This is a genomic window from Actinopolymorpha pittospori, from assembly GCF_014873875.1.
In the GTDB taxonomy this organism is placed as follows: Bacteria; Actinomycetota; Actinomycetes; order Propionibacteriales; family Actinopolymorphaceae; genus Actinopolymorpha; species Actinopolymorpha pittospori.
In genome coordinates this window covers 6,643,727-6,659,635 of sequence record NZ_JADBEM010000001.1, presented here as the reverse complement: position 1 = coordinate 6,659,635, position 15,909 = coordinate 6,643,727, and the positions used below count along the sequence as shown (strand labels likewise).

Annotated in this window: 14 protein-coding genes; 5 read left to right on the top strand and 9 right to left on the bottom strand. The window is 70.3% G+C overall.

What is annotated here, in order from left to right; translation table 11 throughout:
• Window positions 1-38: 38 nt before the first annotated feature.
• Window positions 39-1,664, top strand: a complete 1,626-nt coding sequence (locus HEB94_RS49615) for a PEP/pyruvate-binding domain-containing protein (RefSeq protein ID WP_202896649.1) — start codon at window positions 39-41, stop codon at window positions 1,662-1,664.
• The gene (locus tag HEB94_RS53775; protein WP_337918069.1) at window positions 1,603-2,631 is read left to right on the top strand and encodes a PEP-utilizing enzyme; all 1,029 of its coding nucleotides are present in this window, start codon (window positions 1,603-1,605) and stop codon (window positions 2,629-2,631) included. Before HEB94_RS49615 ends, HEB94_RS53775 begins: the two co-directional genes overlap by 62 nt.
• Window positions 2,632-2,709: 78 nt before the next feature.
• Here the strand turns inward: HEB94_RS53775 and HEB94_RS31010 are convergent, their stop codons facing one another.
• The 6 genes from HEB94_RS31010 to ald form a co-directional block, all read right to left on the bottom strand.
• Complete coding sequence (locus tag HEB94_RS31010; protein ID WP_192753155.1) at window positions 2,710-3,444, bottom strand: pseudouridine synthase; 735 nt, start codon at window positions 3,442-3,444, stop codon at window positions 2,710-2,712.
• Between the two features lie 6 nt (window positions 3,445-3,450).
• Window positions 3,451-4,890 carry an SMC-Scp complex subunit ScpB gene (scpB, locus tag HEB94_RS31005; protein ID WP_192753154.1) on the bottom strand — a complete coding sequence of 480 codons (1,440 nt, stop codon included), beginning with the start codon at window positions 4,888-4,890 and terminating at the stop codon, window positions 3,451-3,453.
• Complete coding sequence (locus HEB94_RS31000) at window positions 4,887-5,780, bottom strand: segregation and condensation protein A (RefSeq protein ID WP_420481549.1); 894 nt, start codon at window positions 5,778-5,780, stop codon at window positions 4,887-4,889. Before HEB94_RS31000 ends, scpB begins: the two co-directional genes overlap by 4 nt.
• Window positions 5,781-5,808: 28 nt before the next feature.
• The gene (locus tag HEB94_RS30995) at window positions 5,809-6,726 is read right to left on the bottom strand and encodes a ParA family protein (RefSeq protein ID WP_337918068.1); all 918 of its coding nucleotides are present in this window, start codon (window positions 6,724-6,726) and stop codon (window positions 5,809-5,811) included.
• Between the two features lie 188 nt (window positions 6,727-6,914).
• Window positions 6,915-7,844 carry a site-specific tyrosine recombinase XerD gene (gene xerD, locus HEB94_RS30990; RefSeq protein WP_192753152.1) on the bottom strand — a complete coding sequence of 310 codons (930 nt, stop codon included), beginning with the start codon at window positions 7,842-7,844 and terminating at the stop codon, window positions 6,915-6,917.
• A complete protein-coding gene (gene ald, locus HEB94_RS30985; protein WP_192753151.1) occupies window positions 7,845-8,960 on the bottom strand; it encodes an alanine dehydrogenase in 1,116 nt (371 codons plus the stop codon).
• 217 nt (window positions 8,961-9,177) lie between these two features.
• Here ald and HEB94_RS30980 point away from each other — a divergent pair, with 217 nt between their 5' ends.
• Together HEB94_RS30980 and HEB94_RS30975 are read left to right on the top strand one after the other, a co-directional pair.
• Window positions 9,178-10,218, top strand: a complete 1,041-nt coding sequence (locus HEB94_RS30980) for an aminotransferase class V-fold PLP-dependent enzyme (RefSeq protein WP_192753150.1) — start codon at window positions 9,178-9,180, stop codon at window positions 10,216-10,218.
• Between the two features lie 192 nt (window positions 10,219-10,410).
• Window positions 10,411-11,937 carry a helix-turn-helix domain-containing protein gene (locus tag HEB94_RS30975; protein WP_192753149.1) on the top strand — a complete coding sequence of 509 codons (1,527 nt, stop codon included), beginning with the start codon at window positions 10,411-10,413 and terminating at the stop codon, window positions 11,935-11,937.
• 58 nt (window positions 11,938-11,995) lie between these two features.
• Here HEB94_RS30975 and HEB94_RS30970 read toward each other — a convergent pair whose 3' ends face one another.
• Window positions 11,996-12,793, bottom strand: coding sequence for a 3-hydroxybutyrate dehydrogenase (locus HEB94_RS30970; protein ID WP_192753148.1), 798 nt, complete (start codon window positions 12,791-12,793; stop codon window positions 11,996-11,998).
• Between the two features lie 89 nt (window positions 12,794-12,882).
• Here HEB94_RS30970 and HEB94_RS30965 point away from each other — a divergent pair, with 89 nt between their 5' ends.
• Entirely contained in the window at window positions 12,883-13,254 is a 372-nt protein-coding gene (locus HEB94_RS30965; RefSeq protein WP_337918067.1) for a DUF2087 domain-containing protein, read from the top strand.
• Here the strand turns inward: HEB94_RS30965 and HEB94_RS30960 are convergent.
• Window positions 13,199-13,948, bottom strand: a complete 750-nt coding sequence (locus HEB94_RS30960; protein ID WP_337918066.1) for an NUDIX hydrolase — start codon at window positions 13,946-13,948, stop codon at window positions 13,199-13,201. The two genes, HEB94_RS30965 and HEB94_RS30960, sit on opposite strands and share 56 nt — an antisense overlap.
• Window positions 13,945-15,765: a CTP synthase gene (locus HEB94_RS30955; RefSeq protein WP_420481608.1), complete on the bottom strand. Its 1,821-nt coding sequence runs from the start codon at window positions 15,763-15,765 to the stop codon at window positions 13,945-13,947. Before HEB94_RS30955 ends, HEB94_RS30960 begins: the two co-directional genes overlap by 4 nt.
• Window positions 15,766-15,909 lie beyond the last annotated feature (144 nt).

Here is a 15,909-nt window from a genome sequence, read left to right as displayed (position 1 = left end):
AGCCAAGCGCCGCGACGCTTCTGGAAGGAGCGAGCACGGTGAACGAGGACCCGGACAGTCCGGACACTCCGTACGTCGTGCCCCTCGACGAGGGCACCACGGTCGCGCAGGTGGGTGGCAAGGGCGCCTCGCTGGCCCGCCTCGCCGCGGCGCGCCTGCCGATCCCCCCGGGCTTTCACGTGACGACGGCCGCCTACCACGCGTTCGTCGCCCAGGACGCCCGCCAGGGGCAGATCCTCGCCGCCGTGGCGGGGTTCCGCGCGGACGATCCGGTGGCGTGCGAGGAGGCGGCTGACAAGATCGCCCGCCTGTTCGTCGAGGGCGTGGTGCCCGAGCCGATCAGCGAAGCGGTCCGGGAGGCGTACGCGGGCCTGGGCAGCGGCTCCGTACCGGTCGCCGTGCGTTCGTCCGCGACCGCGGAGGACCTACCGGAGATGTCGTTCGCGGGCCAGCAGGACACCTACCTCAACATCCACGGCGAGAGAGAGGTCCTGGCCGCCGTACGCCGGTGCTGGGCGTCGTTGTGGACCGCCCGCGCGATCGGCTACCGCCTCCGCAACGGCATCCCCGCCGAGGACGTCGCGCTCGCCGTCGTCGTGCAGGAGCTCGTGCCGGCCGACGCCGCGGGCGTCCTGTTCACCGCCGACCCTATGACCGGGGCGACGGACCAGGTGCTCGTCAACGCGACCTGGGGCCTCGGCGAGGCGCTGGTCGGCGGCCAGGTGACCCCCGACACGATCCTCGTGGACCGGGCCACCGGCGCGGTCACCGAACGCCGCCTGGGTGACAAGGCCGTCATGACCGTGCGAACGTCGGACGGCACGCGCGAGGTGCCGGTGCCCGCCGAACGTCGCTCGGCACCCGTCCTCACCGACGCCCAGGCCGGCGAGCTCGCCCGTCTCGGCGTTCGGGTCGAGGGGCTCTACGACCGGCCGATGGACATCGAGTGGGCCCGGCACGACGGGACGGTCTTCATCGTCCAGGCACGACCCATCACCGCGCTGCGAACGTCCGAGCCCGCCACCGAGGAGTGGAACGACACTCGCCACGGCGACTACCTCTGGACGAGCGCCAACCTTGGCGAAGCCATCCCGGACGTGATGACCCCCGCGACCTGGTCGCTGATCGAGATCTTCATGGCCGAGACCATGGCGCTGGCGGAGGTGGGCGGGCATCGCCTGTCGGGCAACATCGCCGGTCGTTTCTATCTCAACCTCAGCGTCTCGGCGGCCGCCGCCGGCGCGTTCGGTCTGACCAGGCTCTTCCTGTCGAGTGTTCCGCAGGTCTTCGGCCGGATACCGGACACCGTCACCATCCCGCCGCTGCCCATGTCCCGCTGGGAGCTGATCCGCGCGACGATCCCGCCCGCGGTGGCGTTCCGGTGGCGACTTCTCCCCTACCAGCGCAACCTCGACTCGCCTGGTGGCCGAGGCACCCGCCCGCTTCGACCGGGTCACCGCGCGGGTGGGCGACGCGACGACCCCGAGCGAGCTGGCCGACCTGTGGCGCGACGCGCTCGAGCCCTACCTCCGCGACGCCAGCCGGCTGCTCGCGGCGGGCGCCCGCTCCGACAACAACGCCCAGGTCCGGATCCAGGCCAGGGTGCGCGCACTCGCCTCCGAGGCGGACACGAACGCGCTGCTCACCGGCCTGCAGGGCGGTGATGCGCAGCTGGCCAGCCTCGGGCCGCTGGTCGGGCTGGCCCAGCTGCGGCGCCGCGAGATCGACCGCGAGACCTACGCGCGAAGCTGGGGGCACCGCGGCCCGCACGAGTTCGAGGTGTCGATCCCCCGCCCGGCCGAGGACCCGTACTGGACCGACCGCCAACTCGCGGAGATGGAGCAGGCGAAGGCCGACGCCAACGACCTGCTCGCCCGGCAGGAGTCGGCCCGGACTGCGGCGTGGGAACGCCTGGGACGTACCCATCCCCGGGCCGTGCGCTCACTGCGTCGCCGGATCGACCGTGCCGCGCACGCCGCCCGCGCCCGCGAGGCCGGACGCTCTGAGGTCATCCGGGCGTTCTGGGCGATGCGGGTCTTCATCCTGCGGGCCGGTGAGCTGACCGGACACGGGGACGACCTGTTCCTCTGCACCATCCAGGAGATCCAGCGGATACTCGCCGGCGACGAGACACCACTCGCGCGGATCCCGATCCGCCGGAGGACGTACGAGCACTACCGATCGCTCCCGGTCACCCCGACACTGATCCGCGGCACCATCGACCCGGAACGCTGGGCGGCCGACCCCAACCGGCGCGGCGACGTCCACGACGCGACCGCCGAGCACCTGCCCATGAGCGACACGGTCACCGGCTTCCCGGGAGCGTCCGGCGTGGTCGAGGGCCTCGTACGCGTCGTTTCGACCCCGGACCAGGGGGACGAACTGCGCGCCGGAGAGATCCTGGTCACCGCGGTCACCAACATCGGCTGGACCCCGCTGTTCCCGCGCGCGGCCGCCGTCGTCACCGACGTCGGCGCTCCGCTCTCGCACGCGGCGATCGTCGCCCGCGAACTCGGGATACCCGCGGTCGTCGGATGCGGCAACGCCACGCTCCGGCTGCACACCGGAGACCGGGTACGGGTGGACGGCGAACACGGCACCGTCGACGTCCTGGAGCCCGCGGCCCGGTGACGGACGCACCCCGGTCAGTGCGGGTGGTGATGCATCTCGCCGCCTGGCCCGGGGCTCAGGCAGGGGTGGGCGGTCCGCTCAGAGCTCGACGGTGTCGAGCAGGGTGCCGAGCTCGCGCTGGGTCAGCGGACGCATGGCACCGGGCCGCAGGTCCGCGAGCTTCACCGGGCCGATCGCCGTCCGGACCAACCGGCGTACCGGGTGGCCGACCTCGGCGAGCAGGCGACGGACGATGTGCTTGCGACCCTCGTGCAGGACGAGTTCGACCAGCGCCTTGCCGTTCGACTGCTGCACGATCCGGAAGCTGTCCACCTTCGCCGGCCCGTCCTCCAGCTCCACGCCGGTACGCAGCTGCCGGGCGACCCGGTTGGCCACCGGCCCGGCGACCTCGGCGAGGTAGGTCTTCTGGACGCCGTAGGACGGGTGCGCCATCCGGTGGGCGAACTCGCCGTCGTTGACGAGCAGGATCAGTCCTTCGGTGTCGGTGTCGAGCCGGCCGACGTGGAACAGTCGCTCCGCACGGTCCTGGACGAGGTCGCCGAGGCAGCGGCGGCCCTCCGGATCGCTCATCGTGCTCACCACTCCGCGCGGCTTGTTGAGGGCGAGGTAGACCTTGGTGACGTCGACCGGTATCCGTTCGCCGTCGACGCGCAGGACGTCGCGCTCTGGATCGACGCGGGTTCCGAGCACCGTGACCACCGCGCCGTTGACCTCGACGCGCCCGTCAACGATGAGGTCCTCAGCCGCCCGCCGGCTGGCGACGCCAGCCTGCGCGAGCACCTTCTGAAGCCTGATGCCTTCCTGTTCGCTCATCCGCGCCTACTGCCCATGCCGTACGTCGACGTCGCGCGACTGCGCGTCCGCCTCGTCATCGACCTCACCATGGACCTCAGTCCCGGACTCAGTCGTGGTCTCGGTCCCGGTCTCGAGTTCAGGCTCGACCTCGACCTCAGGTTCGACCTCAGGTTCGAACTCAGGCTCGACCTCAGGTTCAGACCAGGCCTCGTCCTCGGGAGACAGCTCGACCTCAACGTGAGGTTCAGACTCTTCCTCGCTTCCTGTCCAAGGCGCGACCTGGTCCTCCGCCTCCGACGAGGCGCCCTGGTCGATCGGCTCGTCGCCCTCGTCCATCGGCTCGTCGCCCTCGTCCATCGGCTCGTCGCCCTCGTCCATCGGCTCGTCGCCCTCGTCCATCGGCTCGTCGCCCTCGTCCATCGGCTCGTCGCCCTCGTCGATCGGCTGATCGGCGGCGTCGTCGATCGGCTGATCGGCGGCGTCGTCCAAGGCGTGCGGCATTTCGTTGGCCGCGGTCTCGATGTCCTCGTCCGGCGGTGGCGCGAGGTCGGACGAGGAGTCTTCCTTCTCCAACTCGTCCTGACCCGAACCACGGGCCTGCTCGGGAACCACCGCCCCTGATCCTCCGCCGAGCGCGTCCCCCTGCTCGGCGTCCATGTCGTCGATCTCGGGGAGGTACGGCGCGAGGTCGGGCAACTCCTCGAGCGAGCGGACGCCGAGGCGTTCGAGGAAGTACGACGTGGTGCGGTACAGGGTGGAGCCGCTCTCCCCCTCCGCGCCAGCCTCCTCGACCAGGCCACGGGTCACCAACGTACGCATCACACCGTCGCAGTTGACGCCTCGGATCGCGGAGACCCGGGCGCGGTTGACCGGCTGGCGGTAGGCGACCACGGCCAGTGTCTCCAGCGCCGCCTGGGTGAGCTTGGCCTGCTGTCCGTCGAGGACGAACCGCTCGACGACCTCGGCGTACCTCTCCCGGGTGTAGAGGCGCCAGCCGCCGGCGACCTCGCGCAGGTCGAACCCACGGCCCTCCTCGGTGTAGGAGGCCGACAGGGTACGCAGGGCTTCCTCGATCTCCGGACGTGGCCGGCCCAGCACCTGCGCCAGGGTCACGGGCGAGAGGGGTTCGTCGACGACCAGCAGGATCGCCTCGATCGGACCGTTCAGGTCACCCGGGACGGAGATGTCGAGCGTGTCGTCGTCCTGGTCCCCAGCCTCGGCCACCTCAGCCACCTCAGCGGGCTCAGCCACCTCAGCGGGCCCAGCCACCTCGGCCGGCTCAGCGGGCTCAGCCACCTCGCCCGGCTCAGCGGGCTCAGCCACCTCGGCCGGCTCAGCGGGCTCAGCCACCTCAGCGGGCTCAGCCACCTCGGCCGGCTCAGCCACCTCAGTGGCGGGAACCTCCGCACCGGAGGGCGGCGCCACGCCCTGGCTCTGGGGCGCGTCGTCCTCGGCACCGGTCATGTCGCCTCTCCTGTCGAATCCTCTGCCGCGGTCCCCGTCCCGCCTTCTGCCGTGTCACTCTCGTCGAACTCGTCGCTGACCGTGATGTCACCGTCGTCGGTTCCGGACCAGCGCACCGTGAGTTCGGCGAGCGCCTCGGCCTGCTCGAAGGTCACGGCGCCCTCGCGGAACAGTTCCAGCAGCGCCAGGAAGCGCGCGATCGTCGTCACCAGGTTGGGCGAGTCGGCGACCAGCGCCCGGAACGTCGTCGAGCGTATCCGCCGGAGGCGTTCGATCAGCACCGCGCTCTGCTCGCGCACGCTGACCCGAGGGGCGTGGATGTGCGCCAGGGAGAGGATCGGCTCCGGCCGTGGACGCAGCGCCTTCGCCGCCAGTCGGGCGAAATCGTCCAAGCCGATCCCGATCAGGACTTCCGGGAGCAACTTGCCGTACCGCTCCTCCAGCCCGACCGCCCGCGGGAACCGCCGAGCCTCCTGCGCCATCCGGGCCGAGAGCAGGGTCCCGACCTGCTTGTACGCGCGGTACTGCAACAGCCGGGCGAACAGCAGGTCACGCGCCTCCAGCAGCGCGAGGTCCTCCTCGTCCTCGACCTCGCCCTGCGGGAGCAGCCGGGCGGCTTTGAGGTCGAGCAGAGTCGAGGCGACGAGCAGGAACTCCGTCGTCTGGTCGAGGTCCCACTCCGGCCCCTTGGCCTTGAGGTAGGCGATGAACTCGTCGGTGACAACGGAGAGAGCGACCTCGGTGACGTCCAGCTTGTGTTTGGAGATCAGGCCGAGGAGCAGGTCGAAGGGTCCCTCGAAGTTGTCCAGTCGCACCGTGAAGCTGCTTCGGCGTTCGGGCAGCACATCGGGGACGGCGTCATCGGAGGGTTCGGTCACGGGGTCTGTCACGAAGGTCAATGCTTGGGCTGTCAGTCGATCAGGCCATACGGCTGAGCAGTTCGCGGGCGAGCTGGCGGTAAGCCTCGGCCGCGAGGCTGCTCGGCGCGTAGGTAGTGATCGGCTCCCCCACCTTGTTGGTCTCGGGGAAGCGTACGGTCCGGGAGATGATCGTGTGGAACACGGTCTCGCCGAAGCGTTCCACCACCTCTTCCAGAATCTCTCGCGCGTGCAACGTACGCATGTCGAACATCGTCGCGAGGATGCCCTCGATCCGCAGCTTCGGATTGATCCGCTCCTGGACGGTTCGGATCGTCTTGTCCACGAGGAAGCCGAGGCCACGCAGAGCGAAGTATTCGCACTCGAGGGGGATGATCACACCGTCGGCCGCGGTCAGGGCGTTGACCGTGAGCAGACCGAGCGAGGGCTGGCAGTCGATCAGGATCAGGTCGTACTCCGGCCGCATCACCTCGAGCTCACGGGCGAGCGTGGTCTCCCGCGCGACCTCCGAGACGAGCTGGATCTCCGCACCGGACAACGAGATGTCGGACGGAAGCAGGTCCATCCCGTCGATCCCGGTCTTGACCCGGATGTCCTCGGCGCCCATCTCACGGTCGATGACCATGTCGTAGGTGGACGCGTCGAGGGCCAGCGGGTCGATCCCGAGCCCAATCGTCAGCGAGGCCTGGGGGTCGAAGTCGACCAGCAGGACGCGACGGCCGAGTTCGGCCAGCGAGGCACCCAGGTTGATCGCGGTCGTCGTCTTGCCGACGCCGCCCTTCTGGTTGACGATCGCGACGATGCGCGCGGGCCCATGACTCTCCAGCGGCGGCGGCTCGGGAAACTTGCCCCGAGCCCGCGTCGTCTCCTCCAGCGCACCGTCGTCCGGCATCTCTGCCTGGACGTCACGGGACAGCTGGGCAGACTCGGCTCTGGGACCGTTCATCGAGTCGTTCACGGCTCGCGTAACCTCCTGCCACATTCTTGGGCCCATACCTCAGGTGCACTCTGCGGTTCGGTGACTCTAGTCTCACCTGACGTCGGACGTGGAGGTGAGTCAGGGCACCGAGCCGACTGGTCTCGCCCCTGCGATCCCTGCGGCGCGTGCGCCGTGCTTCCTAAGACGGTAGACCCAATGCAGGGTTTCTACGCCAGTGCGCGGGGGTGTGTCGCGGCATAGACCTCGCGCAGCTTGTCGACGGTGACGAGGGTATAGACCTGGGTCGTCGTGACGGACGCGTGTCCGAGGAGTTCCTGAACGACGCGCACGTCGGCACCACCGTCGAGCAGGTGCGTGGCGAAGGAATGGCGAAGCGTGTGCGGAGACACCTCCGTCCTGACCTGCGCGCGTTCGGCCGCGTGCCGCAACACCGTCCACGCGCTCTGCCTGGACAGCCGGCCACCACGGGCGTTGAGGAACACCGCCGGCGTGCCCCGGCCCCCGGCGGCGAGCGCGGGACGGGCCCGGACCTGGTAGGCCCTGACCGCTGAGACGGCGTACGACCCCACCGGCACGAGGCGTTCCTTGCCGCCCTTGCCACGCAGCAGGACGGCGCCCGCGTCCAGGTCGAGGTCGTCGACGTCGAGCCCGACCGCCTCGGAGATGCGGGCGCCGGTGCCGTAGAGGAGTTCCAGCAGAGCGCGGTCGCGGAGCGCGAGCGGGGTGTCACCGGTGCTCGCCGCCTCCAGCAGGCGTTCGATGTCGGTGACGGGTAGCGCCTTGGGCAGCCGCCGCGGCGGGGCGGGCGGGCGTACGTCGCGGGCCGGGTCGGCCGCCGCCAGCCCTTCCCGGTGCGCGAACCGGTGGAACCCCCGGACCGCGACGACGGTCCGTGCCGCCGAACTCGCACCCAACGGCGGGTGGTCGGGGTCACCTTCCCGAAGGCGCGCGAGGAACGCCGTCACGTCGTCCGGCCCCACCGCGTCCGCCAGGTCGAGTCCGCGCGAGGCCAGGAACTCCGCGTACCGGCGCAGGTCACGCCGGTAGGACGAGAGCGTGTTGGGCGCGAGCCCGCGTTCGACGCTGAGGTGGTTGAGGTAGCCGGTGACAGCCCGCTCCACCCCGGTGGCCGTCACTCAGGCCACCACCCCGGCAAAGTCGGCGTGCGGCAGCCCGTGCGCCTCGGCGACCGCGGCGTTGACGAGATGACCCTCGTGGGTGTTGAGCCCGAGCCCGAGCGCCGGGTCGGCGCGGCACGCCTCCTGCCAGCCGCGGTCGGCCAACTCCAGGACGTAGGGCAGCGTGACGTTGGTGAGCGCGTAGGTCGAGGTGTGCGGGACGGCGCCCGGCATGTTGGCCACGCAGTAGAAGACCGAGTCGTGGACGCGGTAGGTCGGCTCGTCGTGGGTGGTGGGTCGGGAGTCCTCGAAGCAGCCGCCCTGGTCGATCGAGATGTCGACGAGAACGCTGCCCGACTTCATCCGCGCTACCTGGTCGTTGGTGACCAGGGTCGGTGCCTTCGCGCCGGGCACGAGCACCGCGCCGATCACGAGGTCGGCGTCGAGCACCGCGCGTTCCACCTCGTAGGCGTTGGACGCCACGGTCTGCAGGTGGCCGCGGTAGACCCGGTCGGCCTGGCGGAGGCGTTCGATGTTCTTGTCGAGGAGGAGGACCTCGGCCTGCATGCCGAGCGCGATGGCGGCGGCGTTGAGACCGGAGACGCCGGCACCGATGACGACGACCTTCGCGGCGTAGACGCCGGACACGCCGCCCATCAGGATGCCGCGGCCGCCGCCCTGGCGCATCAGGTGGTAGGCACCGACCTGGGGAGCGAGCCGGCCGGCGACCTCACTCATCGGCGCGAGCAGGGGGAGCGAGCCGTCGGGAAGCTGGACGGTTTCGTAGGCGATGCCGGTGATGCCCGAGTCGAGCAGTGCGTTGGTGCACTGGCGGGACGCCGCGAGGTGGAGGTAGGTGAACAACACCTGTCCCTTGCGGAGCAGGTTGTACTCCGAGGCGACCGGTTCCTTCACCTTCAACACGAGATCGGCCGCGCCCCAGACGTCCTCGGCGGAGCCGAGGATCCGGGCGCCCGCACGCTCGAACTCCTGGTCCGGAATGGACGACCCCGCGCCCGCACCCCGCTCGACCACGACGTCATGCCCGTGTCGGACAAGTTCGTGCGCCCCGGCGGGGGTCAGCGCGACACGGTATTCGTGGGTCTTGACTTCCTTCGGGACACCGATCTTCACGGTCGCTCAGACCTTCCACTTGCTCACGCGACAGGGCGTCATTGCCATGCCACCTACGGCCGCGACCGGCCGGAAACGCACCTGTCGTGGCGGGGCCGAGTGTAATCCGCGGGAGCGGCGGGCACCGACCCTCACGCACGCGTGGCGCACGCGTCGCCACGGTGATCAGGCCTCGGCGACCCTCCGACAGGATCGGCGGCCGGGCAGGATGACCGTCATGGACCTCGCCGACGCGCAGGAACTCTGGAACGCCGAGCCGGGCTGGCTCAACACCGCGAGCTTCGGCCTGCCGCCGCGACCGGCCTGGACCGCGCTGCAGGCCGCCCTGGCCGACTGGCGCGTCGGCCGATCCAGCTGGGAGCCCTGGGACGTCTCCACCCAGCGCGCCCGGGCCGCGTTCGCCCGCCTGGTCGGTGCCCCGCCTGGCGACGTCGCGGTCGGCAGTACGGTGTCCGGCCTGCTCGCCCCGGTCGCGGCGGCGCTGCCCGCAGGCGCTCGCGTGGTCGTGCCGGAGGTCGAGTTCACGTCCAACCTCTTCCCGTGGCTGGTGCACGCCGACCGAGGCGTGGACGTCGTGACCGTGCCCACGGACGACCTGGTGCGATCGGTCGACCGGCGTACGACGGTCGTCGCCTTCAGCGCGGTCCAGTCGGCGACCGGGGAGGTGGCGGACTTCGACCGGTTGGTCCAGACCGCCCGCGAACGAGGCGCCCTGGTAGTGGTCGACGCCACCCAGGCGGTCGGCTGGCTTCCCCGCTCGTGGGCGAGCGCCGACGTGGTGGTGGCCTCGGCATACAAGTGGTTGATGGCGCCGCGCGGCGCCGCGTTCGGCTACTTCTCCCCCGCTGTCCGCGACCGCTTCCGACCACTGCAGGCCGGGTGGTACGCCGGTGCGGACGTTCACGACTCCTTCTACGGCCCGCCACTCCGGTTGGCCGACGACGCGCGGCGGTTCGACTTCTCCCCCGCGTGGTTCAGCTTCGTCGGTGCCGCGCCCGCGATGGAGCTGTTGGTGGACCTCGGCGTCGAGCAGGTGCACGCGCACGACGTGGGGCTCGCGAACGGGTTCCGGGCGGGCCTGGGGCTTCCTCCGGGTGACTCGGCGATCGTCTCGACGGATGTCGCCGACGCCGAGCGCAGGCTCGCCGCCGCGGGTGTCCGGGCCGCCGTTCGTGGTGGCCGGGTGCGGCTGTCGTTCCACGTCTACAACACCGAGCGGGACGTGGAACGCGCCGTCGACGCGCTCTGCCCGGGATGACCTCCCCGGAGCGGACAGCAGCGGACGGGGGTGGACGCGGAGGTGAGCGGGGAGGAACCGCTCGACGACGACAGCAATCTTCGACCTGATGCCATGACGCGCAAGTCGATCTTGATGGACACGCCCAAATTGGGACGACACGCCGCCCCCTTGATGACGATCTACCTCACATGTGAGATATCGTCTCGCCTCATGATCGAGGACTACCTGCGCAGGATCGGCACGCTGATCCGGGACGCACGCCAGCATCGTGGCTGGACCCAGGCCCAGCTCGCAGAGACACTCGGCACCAGCCAGAGTGCGATCAACCGGATCGAACGCGGCCATCAGAATCTCAGTCTCGAGATGCTGGCCCGGATCGGTGACGCACTCGACAGCGAGATCGTCTCACTCGGCACGTCGGGACCCATGCACCTGCGGGTCGTCGGTGGCCGCGAGCTCTCCGGCAGCATCGACGTGAAGACGAGCAAGAACGCCTGCGTCGCCCTGCTGTGCGCGTCGCTGCTCAACAACGGGCGGACGACGCTGCGCAAGGTCGCGCGGATCGAGGAGGTCAACCGGATCCTCGACGTCCTGCACAGCATGGGCGTCCGTACCCGGTGGCTGAACGCGCAGAACGACCTGGAGATCGTCCCGCCCGCACAGCTCGACCTGGACAGCATGGACGTCGCCGCCGCCCGACGTACCCGCAGTGTGCTCATGTTCCTCGGTCCGCTCATGCACCGCGAGGACCGCTTCAAGCTTCCCTACGCCGGCGGTTGCGACCTCGGCACCCGCACCGTCGAGCCGCACATGGTCGCGCTGCGGAAGTTTGGTCTGGAGGTGAAGGCCACCGCGGGCTTCTACCACGCCGAGGTCGACCGCACCGTCTCCCCGTCGGCCATCGTGCTGACCGAGCGCGGCGACACCGCCACGGAGAACGCCCTGCTGGCCGCCGCCCGGCACGACGGGGTGACCGTCATCCGCAACGCCAGCCCCAACTACATGGTTCAGGACCTCTGCTTCTTCCTGACCGAACTCGGGGTCCGGATCGACGGCATCGGCACGACCACCCTCACCGTCCACGGGGTGCGCGAGATCGACCGCGACGTCGACTACGCGCCGTCGGAGGACCCGATCGAGGCGATGAGCCTGATCACCGCGGCCATCGTCACCTCCTCCGAGCTGACGGTCCGGCGGGTGCCGATCGAGTTCATGGAGATCGAGCTGGCCCAGCTGGAGGAGATGGGGCTGCACTTCTCCCGTAGCGAGGAATACGCCGCGGTCAACGGGCACACCCGGCTGATCGACGTGACGGTCTACCCGTCGCAGCTGCACGCTCCCATCGACAAGATCCACCCGATGCCGTTCCCCGGCCTCAACATCGACAACGTGCCCTTCTTCGCGGTGATCGCGGCGACGGCGCAGGGATCGACCCTGATCCACGACTGGGTCTACGAAAACCGCGCGATCCACCTGACCGAGCTCAACCGGCTCGGCGCACGGGTCAAGCTGGCCGACCCGCACCGGATCTACGTCGAGGGGCCGACCCACTGGTCGGGCACGGAAGTCATCTGCCCGCCCGCGCTGCGTCCGGCCGTGTGCATCCTGCTCGCGATGCTCGCGGCGAAGGGCACCTCGGTGCTCCGCAACATCTACGTCATCAACCGCGGTTACGAGGACCTGGCCGAACGGCTCAACCAGCTGGGCGCCCAGATCGAGACCTTCCGCGACATCTGACGGCCGCCGCTGCGCCTCGAGGTCGCCCGGTCGACACGTCGTCGGGCGACCTCCGCGTTCAGGACGCGGTCCATCCGCCGTCCAGGCTGAGCGAGGCTCCGGTCAGCGAGGCGGTACCAGGACCGCAGACGAAGGCGACGAGTTCAGCCACCTCGGCGGGTTCGATGAGCCGCTTCACCGGCGTCCGCGCGAGCAGGACGTCGTCCAGGACCGCCGACTCCTCGACTCCGTGCACCGCGGCCTGGGCCGAGATCTGCTTCTCCACCAGCGGGGTCCGCACGTACCCCGGGCAGATCGTGTTGGACGTGACGCCCCGGCCGGCGCCCTCCAGCGCGAGGACCTTCGACAGACCCTCCAGCCCGTGCTTGGCCGCGACGTAGGCGGACTTGAACGCCGATGCCCGATGCCCGTGCGCGGAGGAGATGTGCACGAGCCGGCCCCAACCCCGCGCGTACATCCCGGGCAGGACCGCCCGCGCCAGGCGGAACGGAGCCTCCAGCATCACCCGCTGGATCAGCGCGAACATCTCCACCGGAAACTCCTCGACCGGCGCGACGTACTGGAGACCCGCGCAGTTGAGGAGGATGTCAGCGTCCACGGTGATCCCGTCGAGGGCGGACCGAACGCCCAGGTCGACGACGCGGGCCTCGCCGCCCACCTCGGCCGCGACCGCCGACGCGCCGTCGGCGTCGCGGTCGAGTACGACGACGTGGGCGCCGGCCGCCGCGAGCCGCAGCGCGCAGGCGCGGCCGATGCCGCCGGCGCCACCGGTGACGACTGCGGTACGGCCGGCCAGGTCCGGGGTTCGGCCGTTACCTGACTGGGCCCCTGCGGTGGGTCGAGCGACGTCCGTCATGCTGACCGACGGTAGGCCCGGCCGGGAAAAACCCGGGCACCGGGCCGCCGAGGGCTGCGAGACTAGGCACGGTTTTTGCAGCGACGCCGGTGAAGCGGGCGGTCCGACCGGGCGTCGCCGGCGAGGCGGAGGAGGAACGCGTGGGGCTCGAAGCGGCCACCGGAGGCGGGTTGGCGATGCCACCCGACGCCGACCCGGAGACCGAGAAGCTCTTCCGTGCGTTCGTCCGCGACGGTCGCATCGTGGCCATGCCCGCGAAGTACTCCCGCCGCCGCGTCCTCCTCGACTACGTGGCCCGGCTCTTCGAGCCCGGCGTCCGCTATCCGGAGAAGGACGTCAACGACATGCTCTCACTGGTGTACGACGACTTCGCCGAGCTCCGCCGCTTCCTGGTCGACGAGGGCTTCATGACCAGGGAGTACGCCGTCTACTGGCGAAGCGGCGGAACCGTCGACATCTGAGCGGTGGTCGGGCCAGCAGGTCGTAGGGGATCTCGTCGCGTACGGGCCACGGCGCGTCGCCCGCGCGCAGAGCGTCGTAGCCGGCACCGTTGCGTGCCGCCCACGCCGCCATGGACCCCATCACCAACGTCGGGTTGTGCAACCGGCCGGCGAACACACCGGCGACGACGTCCGCCAACGGCGCCCACGAGACCGGCATGTCGGCCTCCTCGTCGATGCCGTTGTGGCGATCCTGCGGCGGCACGTCGGTGATGCCACGGGCGAGGTAGATCCGCAGGGACTCGGTCGTCATGCCGGGCGAGGTGAACGCGTCGACGAGCACCCTCCAGTCGCGGGCGCGGACGTGACCCTCCTCGTAGAGCTCGCGCTGGGCTGCCGCGAGGTAGTCCTCGCCCTCGATGTCGAGCAACCCGGCAGGCGGCTCGTAGAGCCGCTGCCCCACCGGGTGGCGGTACTGGCGTACCAGCAGCATCCGCTCCTGCTCGTCGAGTGCGATGATGCCCACCGCGCCGGGATGCACCACGACGTCCCGGGTGAAGCGCTGCCCACCGGAGGCCACGACGTCCTCACGGATGTCGATGACCCGGCCGGTGCGCAGGGAGAAGGCCGAGGACTCGACCGGCCAGCGCTCCGGGGCGTCACCGAGCTCGCCCCCCGCTTCCGGCGTGCGACCGTTGCCGCGGGCGGCGGTCACGGCCGCGCTCCCGCCTGGAACCACGCACCCACACCGTCGGCGGGCTCGTCCGGATCCTCGACCACACTCGCGGGGGCACCGTCGCTGTCCTCGGCGTAGGCGACCGCGAGGTCACCGACGGGAAGCTGCATCTCGCGCTGGCGAACGAGCGCGGCCTCGATCAGCCCGGCGAACAGCGGGTGCGGGCGGGTCGGGCGGGAGCGAAGCTCCGGGTGCGCCTGGGTCGCCACGAAGTACGGATGCAGGTCGCGACGCAGCTCGACGAACTCCACCAGGCGTCCGTCCGGCGACGCGCCCGAGACGACGAGCCCGGCTTCCTCGAGCTGGGTGCGATAGGAGTTGTTGACCTCGTACCGGTGCCGGTGCCGCTCCTCGACGTACGGTTCGCCGTAGGCCCGCCGGACGAGCGTGTCCTCGGCGAGCTTGGCGGGATACAGCCCGAGTCGCATCGTCCCGCCGAGGTCTCCCGCACCCGCCACGATGTCGCGCTGCTCCTCCATCGTCGCGACCACGGGATGGGCGCAGCCCACCTCGAACTCGCTGGAGTTGGCGTCCTCGAGGCCGGCGACATTCCGGGCGACCTCGACCACCATGCACTGCAGGCCGAGACACAGGCCGAGCGTCGGGAGCTGGTGTTCACGGGCGTAGGTGATCGCGCCGATCTTCCCCTCGACGCCGCGGACGCCGAACCCACCGGGGATGCACACCGCGTCGACGTCCGCGAGATGCTTCGCGGCTCCCTCCGTGGTGGTGCACTCGTCGGAGGGGACCCAGCGGATGTTGACGCGGGTGTCGTGGCGGAACCCGCCGGCGCGCAGGGCCTCGGTGACGGACAGATAGGCGTCCGGAAGGTCGATGTACTTGCCGACCAACGCGACCGTGACCTCGTCGGCCGGGTGGTGGACCCGCCGCAGCAGCTCGTCCCACTCGGTCCAGTCGACGTCGCGGAACGGCAGGTTGAGCCGGCGTACGACGTAGGCGTCGAGCGCCTCGGTGTGCAGCACCTTCGGGATGTCGTAGATGCTCGGCGCGTCCGGGCAGGCGACCACGGCCTCCTCGTCGACGTCGCACATCAGCGAGATCTTGCGCTTCACCCCGGTCGGGATCGGCCGGTCGGACCGGCAGACGATCGCGTCGGGCTGGATGCCGATGCTGCGGAGCTGGGCGACCGAGTGCTGGGTCGGCTTGGTCTTCTGCTCACCGGAGGGCGCGAGGTAGGGAACCAGCGAGACGTGCAGGAAGAACACGTTGTCGCGGCCGACGTCGTGACGCACCTGCCGGGCGGCCTCCAGGAACGGCAGCGACTCGATGTCGCCGACGGTGCCGCCGATCTCGGTGATGACGACATCGATCCCAGGGGCTGCCATCGCCCTGATCCGGGCCTTGATCTCGTTGGTGATGTGCGGGATGACCTGGACGGTGTCGCCGAGGTAGTCGCCGCGGCGTTCCTTGGCGATCACACTCGAGTAGACCTGTCCGGTCGTGACGTTGGCGCTACGGCCGAGGTCGACATCGAGGAACCGTTCGTAGTGCCCGATGTCGAGGTCGGTCTCGGCGCCGTCGCCGGTCACGAACACTTCCCCGTGTTGGAACGGGTTCATGGTGCCGGGATCGACGTTGAGGTAGGGGTCGAGCTTCTGCATCGTGACGCGTAGTCCGCGCGCCTTCAACAGATTTCCGAGGCTCGAGGCGGTGAGGCCCTTACCAAGAGAGGAGGCGACGCCCCCTGTGACGAACACATGCCTAGTCGGCGAAGAGGCGGCCAAAGCAACTCCCCGTGGTCGGTCGGGGCCGGAAACCCGGGCGGAATCCAGCATGTCCACGGGCTTTCAGCCTATCAAGCAGCAGCCAACCTACGACACACCACGCCGCCCACCGGGACGAAGCAGTCGAACGGGGGCATCTGCGCAGGATCTCGCCACCATCGGAAGCCGGGGCCTCACCGAGTGCAAGGTGATCCG